This is a genomic window from Prevotella sp. OH937_COT-195, from assembly GCF_003932845.1.
Lineage (GTDB): Bacteria > Bacteroidota > Bacteroidia > Bacteroidales > Bacteroidaceae > Prevotella.
Genome location: NZ_RQZH01000007.1, coordinates 1 through 16,549, shown reverse-complemented (window position 1 = coordinate 16,549; position 16,549 = coordinate 1). Strand labels below are relative to the sequence as shown.

Annotated in this window: 9 protein-coding genes and 1 tRNA gene; 5 read left to right on the top strand and 5 right to left on the bottom strand. The window is 42.8% G+C overall.

Annotated features, from left to right (window positions below; all coding sequences use genetic code 11):
- Positions 1-402: 402 nt before the first annotated feature.
- From EII32_RS04245 to EII32_RS04235, 3 genes are all read right to left on the bottom strand, one after another.
- Positions 403-1,611 (bottom strand): bifunctional 3,4-dihydroxy-2-butanone-4-phosphate synthase/GTP cyclohydrolase II, encoded by a 1,209-nt coding sequence (locus EII32_RS04245; protein WP_125234209.1) that lies wholly within the window; start codon positions 1,609-1,611, stop codon positions 403-405.
- Positions 1,612-1,635: 24 nt separating this feature from the next.
- Entirely contained in the window at positions 1,636-3,573 is a 1,938-nt protein-coding gene (locus tag EII32_RS04240) for an LptF/LptG family permease (RefSeq protein WP_125234208.1), read from the bottom strand.
- A gap of 136 nt (positions 3,574-3,709) precedes the next feature.
- Positions 3,710-4,102 carry an START-like domain-containing protein gene (locus tag EII32_RS04235; RefSeq protein ID WP_125234207.1) on the bottom strand — a complete coding sequence of 131 codons (393 nt, stop codon included), beginning with the start codon at positions 4,100-4,102 and terminating at the stop codon, positions 3,710-3,712.
- A gap of 135 nt (positions 4,103-4,237) precedes the next feature.
- Here EII32_RS04235 and EII32_RS04230 point away from each other — a divergent pair.
- The 5 genes from EII32_RS04230 (at position 4,238) to EII32_RS04210 (ending at position 11,231) form a co-directional block, all read left to right on the top strand.
- A tRNA-Met gene (locus tag EII32_RS04230) sits at positions 4,238-4,311 on the top strand.
- 954 nt (positions 4,312-5,265) lie between these two features.
- Positions 5,266-8,451 (top strand): SusC/RagA family TonB-linked outer membrane protein, encoded by a 3,186-nt coding sequence (locus EII32_RS04225; RefSeq protein ID WP_125234206.1) that lies wholly within the window; start codon positions 5,266-5,268, stop codon positions 8,449-8,451.
- An 18-nt stretch (positions 8,452-8,469) separates the two neighbouring features.
- On the top strand, positions 8,470-9,963 hold the full coding sequence (locus EII32_RS04220; RefSeq protein ID WP_125234205.1) for a SusD/RagB family nutrient-binding outer membrane lipoprotein: 1,494 nt from the start codon (positions 8,470-8,472) through the stop codon (positions 9,961-9,963).
- Positions 9,964-9,998: 35 nt separating this feature from the next.
- Positions 9,999-10,712, top strand: a complete 714-nt coding sequence (locus EII32_RS04215; RefSeq protein ID WP_125234204.1) for a BT_2262 family domain-containing protein — start codon at positions 9,999-10,001, stop codon at positions 10,710-10,712.
- Positions 10,713-10,718: 6 nt separating this feature from the next.
- Positions 10,719-11,231 (top strand): lipid-binding protein, encoded by a 513-nt coding sequence (locus EII32_RS04210; RefSeq protein ID WP_125234203.1) that lies wholly within the window; start codon positions 10,719-10,721, stop codon positions 11,229-11,231.
- Between the two features lie 450 nt (positions 11,232-11,681).
- Here the strand turns inward: EII32_RS04210 and EII32_RS04205 are convergent, their stop codons facing one another.
- Both EII32_RS04205 and EII32_RS04200 read right to left on the bottom strand, forming a co-directional pair.
- Entirely contained in the window at positions 11,682-12,911 is a 1,230-nt protein-coding gene (locus EII32_RS04205) for an alpha/beta hydrolase family protein (RefSeq protein ID WP_125234202.1), read from the bottom strand.
- Between the two features lie 586 nt (positions 12,912-13,497).
- Positions 13,498-15,804 carry a carboxypeptidase-like regulatory domain-containing protein gene (locus tag EII32_RS04200; RefSeq protein WP_158611123.1) on the bottom strand — a complete coding sequence of 769 codons (2,307 nt, stop codon included), beginning with the start codon at positions 15,802-15,804 and terminating at the stop codon, positions 13,498-13,500.
- Positions 15,805-16,549 lie beyond the last annotated feature (745 nt).

Sequence of the window (16,549 nt, the reverse complement as noted above, 5' to 3'; positions counted from 1 at the left end):
GATAACAAATAATGGAAACTTATCGCGGCATTTAATAAGTTTTAACAACAAACATGTGTTTTTTTTTATTAAACAGATGATTTTGTTACCTGCGGTCGCCATTTTATTGTTACTATAATATTGCATGTATCCTTTCGAATTTCTCGCGCCATTTATCCTTCGAGATGTTCAAACTGTCTCGGAAAAGGGAGGCGTTAAGACCGGTTTTGTTTGTTGACGTAATGTCTTGTTTTAGTCCGATCTGCTTTTTAAAAGTGATTGTTTTATGCTTAAAACCAAGAAAAGTGTTTTTTATTTCATCTTTATTGTGAAAAAAAGAAAATCGGAATAAAAAGTCGGCCGCTTGTGATTGCCGTATCGTTACGGTGGTGTCTTACAAGCGGCCGTTTATGTTATTATTAGTTATATATGTAAGGTATGTCCCATGCGGTTTTTCTTCGTCTCCAAGTATCTGATGTTGTACATGTTCGGTTTTACTTCTATCGGTATGTTCTCGACTATCTGCAGTCCGTAGGCTTCCAGTCCCACGCGTTTTACGGGGTTATTGGTCAGTAGTCGCATCTTCTGTACTCCGAGTTTCATCAATATCTGTGCGCCACATCCGTAGTCTCGTTCGTCCGATTTGAAACCGAGGTGTATGTTCGCTTCCACGGTGTCGAGTCCTTCTTCTTGCAGTTTGTATGCCGCAATCTTGTTCATCAGTCCTATGCCTCGTCCTTCCTGTTGCATGTACACTACCACTCCTTTGCCTTCTTTTTCTATCATCTGCATCGATTTGTGGAGTTGTTCGCCGCAGTCGCAGCGCAGGCTGCCGAGTATGTCTCCCGTGGCACACGACGAGTGTACGCGTACCATCACCGGCTCGTTTTCTTTCCATTCGCCTTTTATGAGTGCGAAGTGTTCGATTCCGTTGCTTGTCTGACGGAACGGTACGAACTTGAAATGTCCGTATTGAGTGGGCATATCCACCGTTTCTCCTCTCTCTACGAGCGTGTCTTTTTTGAGCCGGTAGGCTATCATGTCTTTTATCGTTATGATTTTCAGTTGGTGTTCTTTGGCGAACTCGATCAACTGTGGCATGCGTGCCATGGAACCGTCGTCGTTCATTATTTCCATGAGTGCTCCGGCGGGGTACAGGTCGGCCATCTTGCACAAGTCTATGGCTGCCTCGGTGTGTCCGCTGCGTTTTAGTACTCCGTTCTCTTGTGCGTATAACGGGTTGACATGTCCCGGTCGGCCGAATGTCTGCGGCGTGCTCTTAGGGTCGGCAAGCGCTCTGATTGTTGCGCATCGGTCGTTGATGGACACACCGGTGGTACATCCCTCGAGTTTGTCAACGGTTACGGTAAAAGGTGTTCCGAGCATTGATGTGTTGTCTGTTACCTGATGTGGCAGGTCAAGTTCTTTGCATCTCGAGTTTGTTACGGGAGCGCAGAGTACTCCGCGTGCTTTTTTCAACATGAAGTTTACCATCTCCGGGGTAATCTTTTCTGCTGCACAGATAAGGTCTCCCTCGTTCTCGCGGTCTTCGTCATCTACCACTATGACAAACTTTCCTTCTTTGAAATCTTTTACAGCTTCTTCTATGCTGCTGAGTTTGAAATCTTGCATGACTTATTTTGTATTTTGGGGGATTTATATTTTATTTTGAAGAATCTCGTGAGAAGAGAATACCTCTTCAATTCTCCTTGTAATGTTATCGTTTGTACGCTTTATGGTGCGCAGGTCGCGGTAAAGGCGTATTCGGAAACAGCACATCCTTATATACAGTATGATGCCGAGGGGGAATATCAATGCTGTAATGATGTTCTCCCATTTTCGTTCAAAGGGTCGTGTGTGTGCAGTTAGCGACATTACGGGATAACTGTTGAGCTCTGTGAGGATTACCTTGTCGCGTGTGTTCGACAAGTCTTCTATGACAGAATCTAACTGTTCGCCTATATTCTTTATGGCGTTGTCCGGCTCGTATTTAAAGAACACCTTTATGGGGTTGGGCAGTTTTATAAGGTTATGTCTTTCGGCATATATCGTGATTTCCTTGCTTATGGATTCAAGAGTGTTCTTATCCTCGGTATATTCGGGTGTGTTTATTATTACTTCTTTCCTTGATATGTTCCGTTTTATGCGCATGCCGAGCACTCGCATGCCCATTTCGCGATAGGCATCTACGTTGAACACCATTGAGTCGTTGTTGGCTTTGTATGTGAAAAATATGGCAAGGGGAGTTAATATGGAAGTTGCGATGCCTTTGCCGAACCATACCGCCCACATTCCGCCTCGTGCCATTCGGTATCCGGTGTTGTCGAATATGTAATACACAATGAACACTATTACGGAAATTATTACCGGCACGCCGAGTCCTCCTTTACGTATAATGGCACCGAGCGGGGCACCGATGAAGAAGAATATCAGGCACGACAATGCCATGGTGAATTTGTTTATTGCCTCAATCTTGTGCTGCCTTATGAGACGGTCGCCGTCTGATGTAACCATCTCGCGGAAACCTATCTCCGAGATTTCCGACTGTACCTGCATCATGGCGTTGTTTACGGCACTTAGTCTCTTTTCAGTCGGCATCTTCGAGAATACCGAGTCTATGTTGAATGATTTTGCCCCGACTGCTTTTTCTGCCCTTTTCCTGTCGGGAATTCTGTTTATCGGAGTGTTCCTCGTGTTGTCCGTCGTTATGGCCAACACTTTATAGTTTTCCCTTCCAATGCTGTCGTAGGTTTGGTTCAGCGAGTCGAGGTCGCGCTTTATTCTTGCGAGACTCTTTCCCCTTGCATTGTTCGAGAGTACGCTTGCATCGGCAAGGTTGAAGTCGGAATCGAAATCGAGTACAATTCTTTTCTTCGTGAAAGTCTCTCGCCGGTAAGGAACGTTGGCATTGTCGGACAATTGTGAGTTTTTCATATTCTCGAACCACTCTCCGCTCCACAAGTTCAGCACGAGATGTTTCTTGTCGGTCGTTGATTGCAGCATGCCCGAGTCGGCGAGTATTATTGCGGCGTCCTCGAAACTGTCGGTCATTCGGTAAATCATTATGCCGTACAATTTACCCGTATTCACGTCCTTTCTTTGTACATATAGGTTGCTTCCCGGAATACCGTCATAGAACACTCCTTCCGGTATTTCCAGTTCTGGACTTTTCTGTTTCATCGACAGCAACAGTTGCGCGAACGAAATGTTTGCACTTGGTGCCACGATGTTTTGGAAATAGAACGAGACCAAAGCAATGAATACCACTATTACCGTCAGTGAGCGCATTGACTGCCGCAGTGAGATTCCTGCCGCTTTTATGGCAGTAAGTTCCGAACTTTCTCCGAGGTTTCCGAACGTGATTAGCGACGAAAGCAGTATGGCAAGCGGCAGTGCCTGCGGTATGAGAATCAGACTCATGTACCCAAAAAACTGTGCCAATACGTCAATCGTGAGTCCCTTGCCTATAAGTTTGTCGATGTATTGCCACAAAAATTGCATCATAAGCACAAATAAGCTTATGAAGAAAGTTCCGACAAAAAGCATCAAGAATTGCCGGGCGATGAACGTATCAAGTTTCTTGATTATTGCCATTCTGCCTGCAAAGGTAGTGTAAAATGAGCGTAAGACAAAATTATTTCATGCAAAAAGAATTTACCGCACAGAGACGTGCGGTTCGTGGGTTTGCTCTTTTTTCTTCGCGTCAGGCAAACAGCCGTGTGTCATGGTTTTAAATTCCCGTGGCATGATGCAATCTCTTGAAGTTCGATTCCCACACCGAGTTCAGCCAGTTCTCATCGTCAATTTCTATGAAATCGGTAACGGTAAGTACATAGTCGTCGGTTATGTCGCACCGTTTCATTCTTATTTCCACGAAATCGTTGTCATCGTCTTCCCAAGTCCATCGCAAATGGCTCATTGCAAATTCCTCTGTTATTCTTGCCGTTCTTTTCTCGTGGTGCTGTTCCGGTTCTCCCCATGTGAACTCCAATATATCTCCATTCCTTTCCACCCTGTCGGCAATCCATTTGGTAAGTCCTTCAGGGGTGCTTATCAAAGACCATATAATGTTGCCTGACCGAGACCGCAGTTCGCGTTCGAAAATGATTTTTTTCTTGTTCATCCGATATATTGTTTGTCTCCGTTTGCATTTTTTTCGTTGCAAATATAATAAAAAAACAGCAAAAACAAAATAAAATCTCAAATTATTTTGTGTATTAACAATTTTGTGTTACCTTTGCACCCGCTAATAAGAGATGGCGAGATAGCTCAGCTGGTTAGAGCGTCGGATTCATAATCCGGAGGTCGTGGGATCGTGACCCACTCTCGCTACTTTTCGTTGCAGGTTGGAATTGTCCGATGGCAATTCCTTTTTTTGTGTATAAATACGCCGGGGCGGGATAATATTTTACATTGAAAAAAGAAAAACACACTTAATTTTCATGGCAATCGAAATGCCGGGTCAGGCATGCAAAATATAAGTTCATTGACAACTTTGCCACAAATATATTGTCAGGTATTGACAACATAAAATCTTTTGTTCTCCAAAACCGTAAATGAACATCGAAATCATTTATATAGGCAGAGTTGCCATATAATTCTCACGGTAAATATCGTGACAGTCGCAATTTCGGTGGTTTTGCAGAGTAATTTCGGCGAAATTGCTTTCCAAAACCGCCGAAATTACTTGTTTTTATGCCACAAAATGGAAAGAAGAAACGGGTAGTCGTGAAAAAATAATGGCAACAATGCCGTTCAAGGATTGCCGCATACGCACCGGGGACGTGCCGATACATATCTCCTGTACGAGGTAAAAAACAGCGTAAAAGGTTCAGAAAAGACACAAAACTGTTATGTCTTTTTTGATTGCTTCTCCCCAACCGGGGGTATAAATGTATTTCGTAACGCCTCTCCACCTTCGATATTTGGGTTCGTTTTTGAGCAATTATGTACATATTTGATTTCTATAAAATAAAATAATTAATTTTTTTTAATACAACGACAATGATTGATTCGTGTCCGTTATATATAATAATGTATAAAATGTCATGCTCGACTACTTAAATATATTATGGTATATTTAATGAATAATGTATCATTTTAAGGCATGTGAAAGTTGAATATTTTAATTAATTTTTCTGCTTTTGGCACGTTTTTTCTGTCTTTTTGAATATTTTTTAGTTAAAAACGCAACTTTTCTTACTAAAAATTTGGATGTTATTAATTTTTTGTTTATTTTAGCAGAGTTAACCTATATTATTATTCCAATTAAAGACAAGACTGTTTATGGTAAAAAAACTAACAATGATGTTGGCCTGCTTGTTCCTGAGTATGGGAATGGCGACGGCTCAAACTCAAGTTTCCGGAACTGTTGTCAGTTCCGAAGACGGTCAGCCTGTTATTGGTGCCACTGTAATGCTCGTAGGTACAAACAATGGTACTATGACCGATTATGACGGTAAGTTCACATTGTCGGTTCCGACCAATGGGAAACTTCGAATTTCCTCGGTTGGTATGAAGACACGCGAAGTTACTGCAAGTCAGAACATGAAAATTGTCCTTGATTTGGAGGACAATGCACTCGACGAGGTCGTTGTAACGGCCTTGGGTATCAAACGTTCGGCAAAGGCATTGGGATTCTCTGCCACAGCCGTAAAGGGAGAAGACATCGCGGCTGCCCGCACTAACGACATCATGTCGAGTTTGCAGGGAAAGGTTGCCGGTCTTCAGATTTCAAACTCATCTTCCGATCCGGGTTCTTCCAATTCGGTTATCGTGCGTGGTGTAAGTTCTCTTGGGGGGACAAACCAACCTCTGTATGTAATCGACGGCGTACCTTTGACAAATGCCGCCACGTTTAGTTCCGACGGTCTCAACAAAGGTTATGACTTTGGTAACGGAGCGGGCGCGGTTAACCCCGACGACGTTGAGAGCATGACGATTCTTAAAGGCGCAGCCGCAACAGCACTTTACGGAAGCCGCGCCGCCAATGGCGTCATACTTATTACCACGAAAGCCGGTGTAAAGCAGAAGAAAGGTTTCGGTATAGAATATAACGGCGGATTGCAGTGGGAAACATTGCTGCGCCTGCCGCAGATGCAGAACGAATTCGGTATGGGCTGGGACGGCGAGAAAACAGACATAGAGAACGGTTCGTGGGGACCGGCATTCGACGGTTCGATGCTCAGATACGGAAACGTATATGACTATTCGCAGAAGATGAAATCGTATGTGCCGATGAAAAACAACATAAGAGATTTCTTCGATACGGGTTTCCGTTACAACAACAGTATCTCGTTCAATGGCGCAACCGATGCAAGCACGTTCTTCCTCAGTCTGTCGCAGGTACACGAAGACGGTATTATTCCTACCGATGCCGACAGTTATAACAAATACACATTCTCGGCACGCGGAAGTCACAAGGTGGAAAACTTTACTTTCAGCACTTCGCTCAACTATGCTTACCAGCGGAACAATTTCGTTTCTACCGGTCAGGGTGCGGCCTCGATGTACAACAACATCATGCAGACACCACGCGACATAAGCATCGTAGAACTTAAAAATCTCAATGATCCGTTCAACAATCCGGGATATTATTTCACACCATACGGCGTTACCAACCCGTACTATATCCTGAATAATTTCAAGAATGAGTACGAGTCGGAACGTTTCTATGGCAAGTTGCAACTCGATTACGATTTCCTTAACTATTTCAAGTTGACATATCGTTTCGGACTTGACACAAGCACCGGTCATCAGGACACAGGCGCACCGAACCTGTCGGCAATCTATGCCGGAACGCCTAACTGGGCGGATGCGCTGAAACCAATGACAGGGTACTATCAGCAGTACACATCGCGTCGTCGTGAAATCAACCAAGACTTGATGCTCGTGTTCGATAAAGACATGATTGAAGACCTGCATCTTAACGCACTCGTCGGTTTCAACGGAAACGAACGCACATTTTCATGGTTCAGAGGAGGTATTACCAACCTGAGCATTCCTACGTGGTTCAATCTCGGTAACTCGGCAGAAAAGCCGACAATCGACAGTTATAGCGAAAAACGCAGATTGATGGGTGTGTTCGGACAAACAGAACTCGCATATAAGAACATGATATACCTTACTCTTACGGCACGAAACGACTGGTCGTCAACACTGCCAAAAGAAAACCGCTCTTTCTTCTATCCGGGTGTTACTGCAAGTTGGATTTTCTCGGAGATGCTCAACGAAAACATGAAGAAAATTATCAGTTACGGTAAATTCCGTACCGCATGGGGAAAAACCGGTAACGATGCAAGACCGTACATGACGGGCTTGGTATTTGCACAGTCGGGCGCAAACTCCAGCGGATGGCACTTGAGCGAATTTCCGTTCACCAACGGCAATTGGAACGCATACACACTTGGCAACATTCTCGGAAGCAAGACGTTGAGTCCCGAGATGACTACCGAGGTCGAGATGGGATTGAACATGATGTTCCTTCAGAACCGCATAGGTTTCGACGTGGCGTTATACAACAGAGAGTCTGACAAACAGATATTCTCGCTTGATATGGATCCGTCCACCGGTTTCGGTGCACAGAACATAAATCTCGGTAAGATACGCAACAGGGGAATTGAGTTGATGGTCAACGCAACACCGGTAAAGATAAAGGATTTCTCATGGGACATAACGTGGAACTATACCAAGAACTGGAGCAAGGTTGTCAGTCTGCCCGAATCGCTCGGCGGAAGCACGGCAATATGGGCATTCACCGGCGGAACGGGACTTTATGCCGAGACAGGCAAAGAACTCGGACTTTTTAAAGCGTATGTTCCGGTACGCGACGACAAAGGACGCATCGTGGTTGACAAACAAGGACTACCCGTGAAAGATGCCGAACAGAAAGTGGTGGGAAGCATGAACTACAAGTACCAAATGGGCTTCAACAACACATTCCGCTACAAAGGTCTGACGCTATCTGTGGATATAGATGTTCGCAAAGGTGGCGTGATGTTCTCGCGTACAAAGCAAATAAACTATTTCGTGGGTAATGCAATACAGACAATATACAACAACCGTAATCCGTGGGTTATACCCAATTCGGTGGTTGAGGCAGGAAAAGACGCAAACGGCAATCCGATATATGTGGAGAACAACACTCCGCTCACTGCCGTGAACATAGGCAAATACTGGGACAAGGGTGGCAGTGACCTTGATGCTGCATTCCTTATAGACAAGTCGTATGTGAAACTGCGTTCCGTGGTACTCGGATGGGATTTGCCAACCAAGTGGTTTGCGAAAACGTTCCTGACAGGAGTGAGAATGTCATTGTTCGGCAACAACCTGATTCTGTGGACTCCTTCGGAAAATACTTTCATAGATCCGGAAATGACTTCTTTCGGAAACGACTTGGAGGGTAACTTCGGAGAGTATTCTGCCAATCCAAGTTCGCGTAAATTTGGTTTCAACGTAACTGTTAAATTCTAAAGGACAGGAGATAACTATATGAAAAAGATATTATTATATTCAGCAGCGAGTTTACTGATGTTCTCGAGTTGCGCATTAAATATTAACGACAACCCGAATTATGCAACGGGAGACGACGTAACACCGGATCTCGTGTTGCCATCGGCAGAAAACTATATTGCCAATGCACTCGGCGACCAGATGTTTACCTATGCCGGTTTCTTCGCACAGTATTTCGATCAGAGACCGGAGGCAAACCAGTATAACAATCTTGCCGAACTGAACCTCGATGAGAGCAGCAACACAATCGACCGTTGCTACCGAAATATTTACGCCGGAGCATTTGCCGACATAAACGACATACTTTCCAAAACCAACGTTCCGGCAGATATATATGTTTGCAAAGTGTTGAGAGTGTGGGGCTATCAACTTCTCGTGGATAACATGAGCGATGTGCCTTACAAAGAAGCATTGAATGGCAGCGACATTCCAACACCGAAATGGGACGATGGCAAAACCATATTCGAAAGTGTATTGAATGAACTCGATGAGGCGGAGGCAAACATCGGGGTGAGCAGCATAACGATGAAAGACCCGATATTCAAAAGCAATGTCAATGGGTGGAAAGGTTTTGCGAATGCACTGCGTTTGCGCATATATCTGCGCATGATAGATGCAGGCATAGATGCTGCCGCATATACCGAAAAGGTTAAGGCACTCGTTGCTGCCAACAAGTTCTTTGAGGGAGACGTGGCATTCAACGTGTTCACAAATGCAGAAGGTCAGTACAATCCATGGTACGGGGCATTCTTTAGATTGAAAACACTAAATTATGTGGCGGCACACCCAATCGTAAGTTACTACAAGGCTACGAACGACCCGCGAATTAATTACGGGATATTGAAAAACAGCAAGGCAGATGAGTTTGTGGGACAGATACCCGGAGCAAAGACTGTTCTGAAAGATTGGAATGGCGGAGAATGGAAAAATGCCAATGTTAGTTCGATAAATGTTGAGGTAATGAAGGCAGAACCGATTTGCATCTTCAGTCAGAGCGAACTACAATTCCTCATCGCAGAAGTGCAGTTGCGATTCAACAATGACCCCGCAGCGGCAGCCACGGCATACGAGAACGGTGTAAAAGCCGATTTCGCATCGCGCGGAATGGCAGATAAGGCAGCCGACTTCCTATCCGGTGCTTTGGTTGACATAACCAACTTAGGATCGAATGAAGATAAACTAAACCTCATTTATATGCAGAAATGGGTTGCTTTCTTCATGAGAAACCACATGGAGGCTTGGTCTGAGATACGCCGCACGGACGTGCCGAAACTTACCTCTCTCAACGCAAAAGATGTATTCGACAAGAAAGACGGATACAATCCGGGAGAGATGATTGTTCCCGCGGTGAACTATATACAGGCCGGCGGACTTGCCAAGCGTATCCCTTATCCGGGAACAGCACGCCGTCTGAACAAGAACACACCGGCAGAGAAGAAAATGAGCGACCCCGTTTTCTGGGATGTTAAGTAAGCGGAATATTATGTAACAACTTAAATTATAAGACAATGAAGAAATATTTTTTATACAGTCTGACCCTTTGCCTTATGATGCTTGGTTTCGTGGCATGCAGCGAAGACGAAGAATTTACCGACTCGCGTCTTACTTACTATGTGAGATTTGAGATACAAGGAAAAGACACATTAATGTGTCCCGTCGGGGAGGCGTATGTCGATCCGGGCTGCAAGGCAACATTGGGCGGCGAGGACTATACCGATAAAATTACCACTAAGATAGATGTCGATGTTAACAAACCGGGAATATACTATGTCACTTATTCGGGAGTGGGATCTGACGGATTTTCATCTTCCGTAACACGAGTTGTAGTGGTATATGACCCCGAAGTTACCGCAGACATCTCCGGAGGATACATAACCGTGAACGGTACATACCGCGAGACATCTAAAGGAGTTACCGAATTCCCGGGTTTCAAAGTAAACATTAAAAAGATTGCTCCGGGTGTGTTCTATGTTGACGACCTCTTCGGCGGATATTATGCACAGCTTGTTTATCCGCAGTATGGAGATTTTACTGCCATGAAAGGCATGATATGGCTGCATAAGGATATGACCATTACCGGACTGAACGGATTTAATGAATGCTTCGGCGACTCTTTCGATGCCGTAAACGGAAATTTCGACTCGGAAACCGGAAAGTTGTCATGGACAACCGACTATGCCGGAATGAAGTTTGTTGTAGTATTGGAAAAAAATAAAAAATAATTGGTTATGAAGAAATATATTTCAATGTTAATGTTCGCCGCAATGGCTGTTTTCGGTCTCAATTCTTGCAGTCTTGAAACAGACGAGGAACCCGGAGGAACCAATGTGCAAGACATGGCCGGTTTTTGGGACGTAACCATTGTTGTGCTTAATAGTGACGGCACGGTTACTCCCGCGGCTGCCGGAGAATTTAATCTCAGAACTTACAACACCGCCCAGAACGTGGATAATAACATGTGGATGGACTTGAATTGTGGAAATGCGTTTTGGAACATGAAATTCATAATTCCAATAAATTATGGTGCAAAGACTTTCTCGTGCAACGATACAAAATACGATGTTAACGATGAAAATGCAGGTAATGTCACCATAACCGAAGGCAGGGTTTTGCTTAAGAAAGGACACAACATTCACGGCATGCCGGCAGACAGCATCGTATTCAATGCGAAATTCTCCGATGACACTAAAAACCTGACATACAGAATTGCAGGTACACGCCATTCGGGATTTACCGAATAGTCTTTATTTGTGAAACAGACTCTTTATTGTTGGCAGGCGTGAAAAATCATGCCTGCCAATTTCTTTTATTCTTCCTACGCTTATGAATACATTGCGAGAATAATGCCATGCTGAGACATAATCAAAAGTAACTAATTTTGCAGATGTCTCTAACCGCTTACGTTATTTCTTATTCCGAACCGGCATCTGATTTGTGCCTGACAATACTGCAAAACCACCGAATTTACCGACCAATTTCAGCGGTTTTGTTCACTAATTTCGGCGAAATTGCCGAGCCGTTTCTGTCTAATGATGAACATGCTCGTTATCAACTTGTAGCAGAACGTATTCCTATGAGATATAGAATAAAAGTTCCATGCAGAATTGTTTTTCAAGCCCTCCTCGGAAGTAATTCGTCTTGCCGAGTTTTTATACTCTTAAAAAGAAAACCGGCTTCAAGACATAAATATATTAAAGGCTGTTTATCCAGTCAGACATGTCTTTCAATACCTCCGGAGATATTGTTTCTTCTATTGTGCTTATTTCGTTGGGATGTCCTGTGGTGCAGTGTTGCAGCATGTGGTTCAGACCCGGATAAATCTTTGTTTTGTTCTTATCGTTAGCAGGCAGTAAAGTGCGTAATGCGGCAATATTGGGCTCGGCTGGCACGTTCATGTCCTTGTCACCGTTCAGTGCGAACACCGGACAGCGGGTACTTTTAACGGCTTCCGTGGGGTCATAGTTTATGAAATAACGCATCCATTCGTTGTCGAACTGTCCCAGCATCATCTTTTTTGCCTCGGCTGCCGTCTTCGGCAACATCTCTTTCTGTACGCCCATTGCACTGTATAACATTGACAGTTGTTGCTGCATCAGTGTGTCGATGGGAATTGCCGGACCAGCCCAACTCACTATGAAATCAGGTACCTGTTCTTGTCCGAGCATGAATGCTATCATGGCTCCTTCGCTGTGTCCGAGTATGCCCACCTTGTCGAACTCCCCCGTATGTCGCAACCATTTGATGCCTGCTTTGGCATCGTCGGCAAAATCACGACTTGTGGCTTTTGTCGCATCACCCCTCGACTCGCCGTATCCGCGGTCGTCGTATCGCAACGATGCTATTCCGTTGCGCGCCAGCCAATCGGCAACCACCAAGAAAGGTCGGTGCCCGAAAAGTTCCTCGTCACGATTCTCCTGTCCGCTTCCCGTTACCATAAGTACCACCGGCACGCGCTTCCCCGGCTTGTAGTCTGTGGGATAGGAGAGTGTACCGGTGAGAATGGTTTTGGCGTCGGTATTGACAAATGTTACTTCCTTTGTTGTGTATTGCAGCGGTAGTTTCGGCTCTTGCGGTCTGTTCAGTTTCTCCTCGCCGCGTTTAAGATTCAGTGGTGCCGAGAAACCGCGCTGATGGAATGTTCCTTCAAGAGAGTCGCCCCTCATTTTAGCCGTGTATGTCATCATAATGCTTGGCACTGCGAGGCTCACCGAATCATTGTCTATATGTATTACCTCTGTGGGCACTCCCTTTGCCCCTTGTTCCGTAACGTCCATCTTGCATGTTTTTTCTGAAAAATGGAACACAATTGTAAGAGTCAGCGACCCTGCTTTCAGTTTACCGCTCCATGTTCCGGAAAGCGACTGTGCCAATGCCACGGTGGAGATGCAGAGCATAAACAAGCAAAAACAAATCTTTTTCATAAACTCAGTGTGATTTTGATTAATGTTGCAAAGGTAATAAAAAACTAATAATTAACATGATTCCGATATGAAAAATGTTCGATTCCATACAGATGCCAATAATATAGAAGTTTATTCGGCAACAAATTATATGCTGTCAATCATGACGAAAGATTTGTGGAAATCCCGTCATGATAGTTGATACTTGTTTGTGACTGTTTGGATATCATTTGTGAAGTTGCAGAGATATTCCGCTTCCACAACTTTTATTGATAATAAATGGAGAAGATGAAGAACGCCTGCCGATCAGATATATGTACCCTCCGCGGTATCCAATACATGATATGTATCGTGCGGAATCTTGTCCGGAACGGTCAACTTTACTACATTGATGTGATGAGGAATTACGAAAAGCCATAAAAACTCAATCCCGACAATCAATTTTTTCAAGGAACTGAAACAGAAATTATTCGAGGAAATGAAGCAACAAATGAAGAAATTATAAACGATCGTGTTTCACGACTTTTCTTCCCATGAAGTTAAAACAAAATTACGAAAAATAATAATATGATATGACAAGTTTCTTTTATTGCATTTTAGATCATACTCACCTGACAACTCCGTTATCTGTATCAGTGTTGTTTATTTGTTTTTGCGGATTGCGAGTTTTTCCAATTCTGAAATTGTAACTGAATGCAATCGTTACCAAGTTGCTATTGTATTTTTGATATTTATGCGTTTGTCCTTGTATAGCTTTGCTGTTGACTTCTATGGTGTTAACTGGATTCATAAAAGGGTTATTGATGCTTATAGAGCAACGTATTCTGTGAATATTATAATAAGCACTCAACTGAAGATTTGGAGCCATGCGAGTTTTGGTTTCATTGAACATGTAACTAATAGCTGTTCTATAACTGGCAAGGACTCCCCATTTGGGTTGATCGTAACTGATGGTTAATCCTCCCAATAAACCTGTATATGAGGTTGAAAACTTCAATCCGTCATTGATATAACGATTAAGCGTAAGATAGCCCGACAGATTGAGTGCTTGTGAAAACAACTTTTGACTTGCATACATGCGAATCTGGGTATGTGTGAAACTCTTCTGGTTTGATATAGTATATACAAATTTATCTATCTTAGGATCGTAATATGGTGGATTATTCGTGAAAGGATGCTTGTTGTACTGCAAATAAGCCGTTAAACTCAGAAAGGTATCTGTTCTGCGAAAACTCAGCGATACTTGATTGCTGTATGATTGATAGGGTTTGAGATAAGGATTTCCCTTACTTATTTCATATTCTGAGATTGTTTGACTAAAATCCGAACGCATAGCCAATGTCGGCTCTTGAGGGTTGATGTTTAAATGGTATTGTAGGCGAAACTTTTTTAACAACGGAATAGACAGAGACAGAGAAGGGCGAAAAAAATGGTATTGCGAAAGAATGCTGTTGTTTTTAATTCGATAAAAAGAATAACCTCCTCCCAAAGAGTAAGATAACTTTCCAAATGCACCGCTAAACTCCAAATAATTATAACTATTGAAGTTTAGGAGAGAAATTGGATTTACACTTTCTGTCATAGTATAAATATTATCTGTATGAGAATAACGCTCATAAGTGCCAACGGTTAGCCAATGACATTCTGTCAATGGATATTTGTAAATAATTTCTCCAATTATCGAATGATGCTTTCCGTTCACATCGTATGCACTCTCATATTTCGACAAAGAATTATTGGTGTATTCTTTGTTGTACCATCTGTTATAATTGCTTGTAATATGAGTTCCTGTCAGACTTGCCAGCAGATTGGATTTATTTGAAAACGATTTATCAAGATAGAACTCAAGCATTATGTTGTGAGTTTTGTTCTTTCGACTTAATATCTCTGTGAAAGTTGGGACGTCATTTTTCCAAACATTGCCAACAGAGTTATTCTTTGGTTGCCACAGACCGCTATACTTTACGGTTGCATTGAAAAAAGAATTACGGTTGTCGATAGAATGGTTGTAATCTAATTGTATGTCACCATTCCAATGTTTGCTTCGTCCATCTTCTCCAACAGAGTTTAGTGTCATGGCGGATGTCGGATAATTGAATTTCTGTGTGTTATTGGCATAAATTCCTCTAACATCTTGATACTGTCCATTAATCTTCAGATTCAAGAAATCGACTTTCCCGATCCATTTAAAGTAAGCATAAGCACTACCCATGTTCGTTGTAACTGCACTTAAAAGCCTACTCCCACCTTGAAGTCCCTCGTATTGCTGTTTCGTTTTAATTAAGATTACGGCACTCACCCCTTCACCATAAGCAATCCCGGGATTATCCACGTACTCTATCTTGGCTATATCCTGAGGTTGCAAAGCAATTAAATCGGATTGTTGAGAGAGTACGCCATTGATACGGATTTGTAATGTGCCTTGCTTTAATGAAGACAAGGAATGATTAATCATATCAAATCGGAGATCGGGTAAATTCATACGTTGGAGAATATCGTAAGCATCTACACCCTGTTTCTTGATAACATCTGAAGGATAATATACCCATCGGTCCGCTTTAGATTGCACAGTTGCAGAAACTGTAACCTCACTGAGTTCCATAGGTTTTTCTTCTACAAAGACTTCACCTAAATCAATATTCTTTGTCAACTCTATAATAGATATCTGTGTCTGTTTATAGCCCATGCAAGAAATTTGCAGGCGGTATGATGAAGCGGGAATATTTTCGAGTGTAAACTTACCGTCAAGACTGCTTAATGTATGATACTTGGGCATTATAGTGCTGTCCCTCAATAAAATCACTTGAGCTGCTTCCACCGGATTCAGAGTTGAAGCATCCTTAAGAGTTCCTTTGATATAAAATCCTTGCCCGTAGCAAATTTGTACGGAACACAAGAAAAAGAACAGGAACATCTTTTCTTTATAACAATTATAACACCCTTTAATCATGCTTCATCAACATTTCTTGATAAAAGAAGTTTCACATATTTTTGTTTGATAATAAAAACTTGATATGCAATTACAAAATTACTAATAATATTTGTAAAAGTATTGCTTTGATGTAGAAAAGTTTAATTTTTCCCTTGGCTTTCGGTATTTTGTCCACCCCTTATTGGTATATGGACGTTCTTGGAACATGGCAACAAGATAATCCGTATGGTGGGAAGAAATCTACTTTTATATAAAACTTATGATAAATTGTATCTCTGTCTTTAATGTTTAACGTTATTTTGATTCAACCAATGGTTTATCAGTTTTCAACCAATTCAGGCGGTTTGGGTTGACAATATCACCCGAATCGGTGAGACGACAGTTGTGTGTGATAACGTTTTTCCTTTCCCAATGTATTGTTATTTGTTGCGAATGTGTTTTGTTTACATTCTTCGGATATGTTGTTCGCGCTCTTTTTGATAAACATTGTGTAATCTCTTTTTTTCGCAAACGCTTGTTTAAAAGAGTGAAGATTCCATTTAGAAACGCAACGTTTTTTGTTCCTGCGCAGCCTTAAATCCATGAAAAACACTGCGGGGGTCGCCACGGCGGCGGGGGCGCAAAGTCCCCGGGAGCGTCCGACGGCAATACAAAAAAAGAAGAAAGGAGACCTGAGTCTCCCTAAGATTAATTAACTTTGTATTGTATGTCCAATCATTTAACCTCG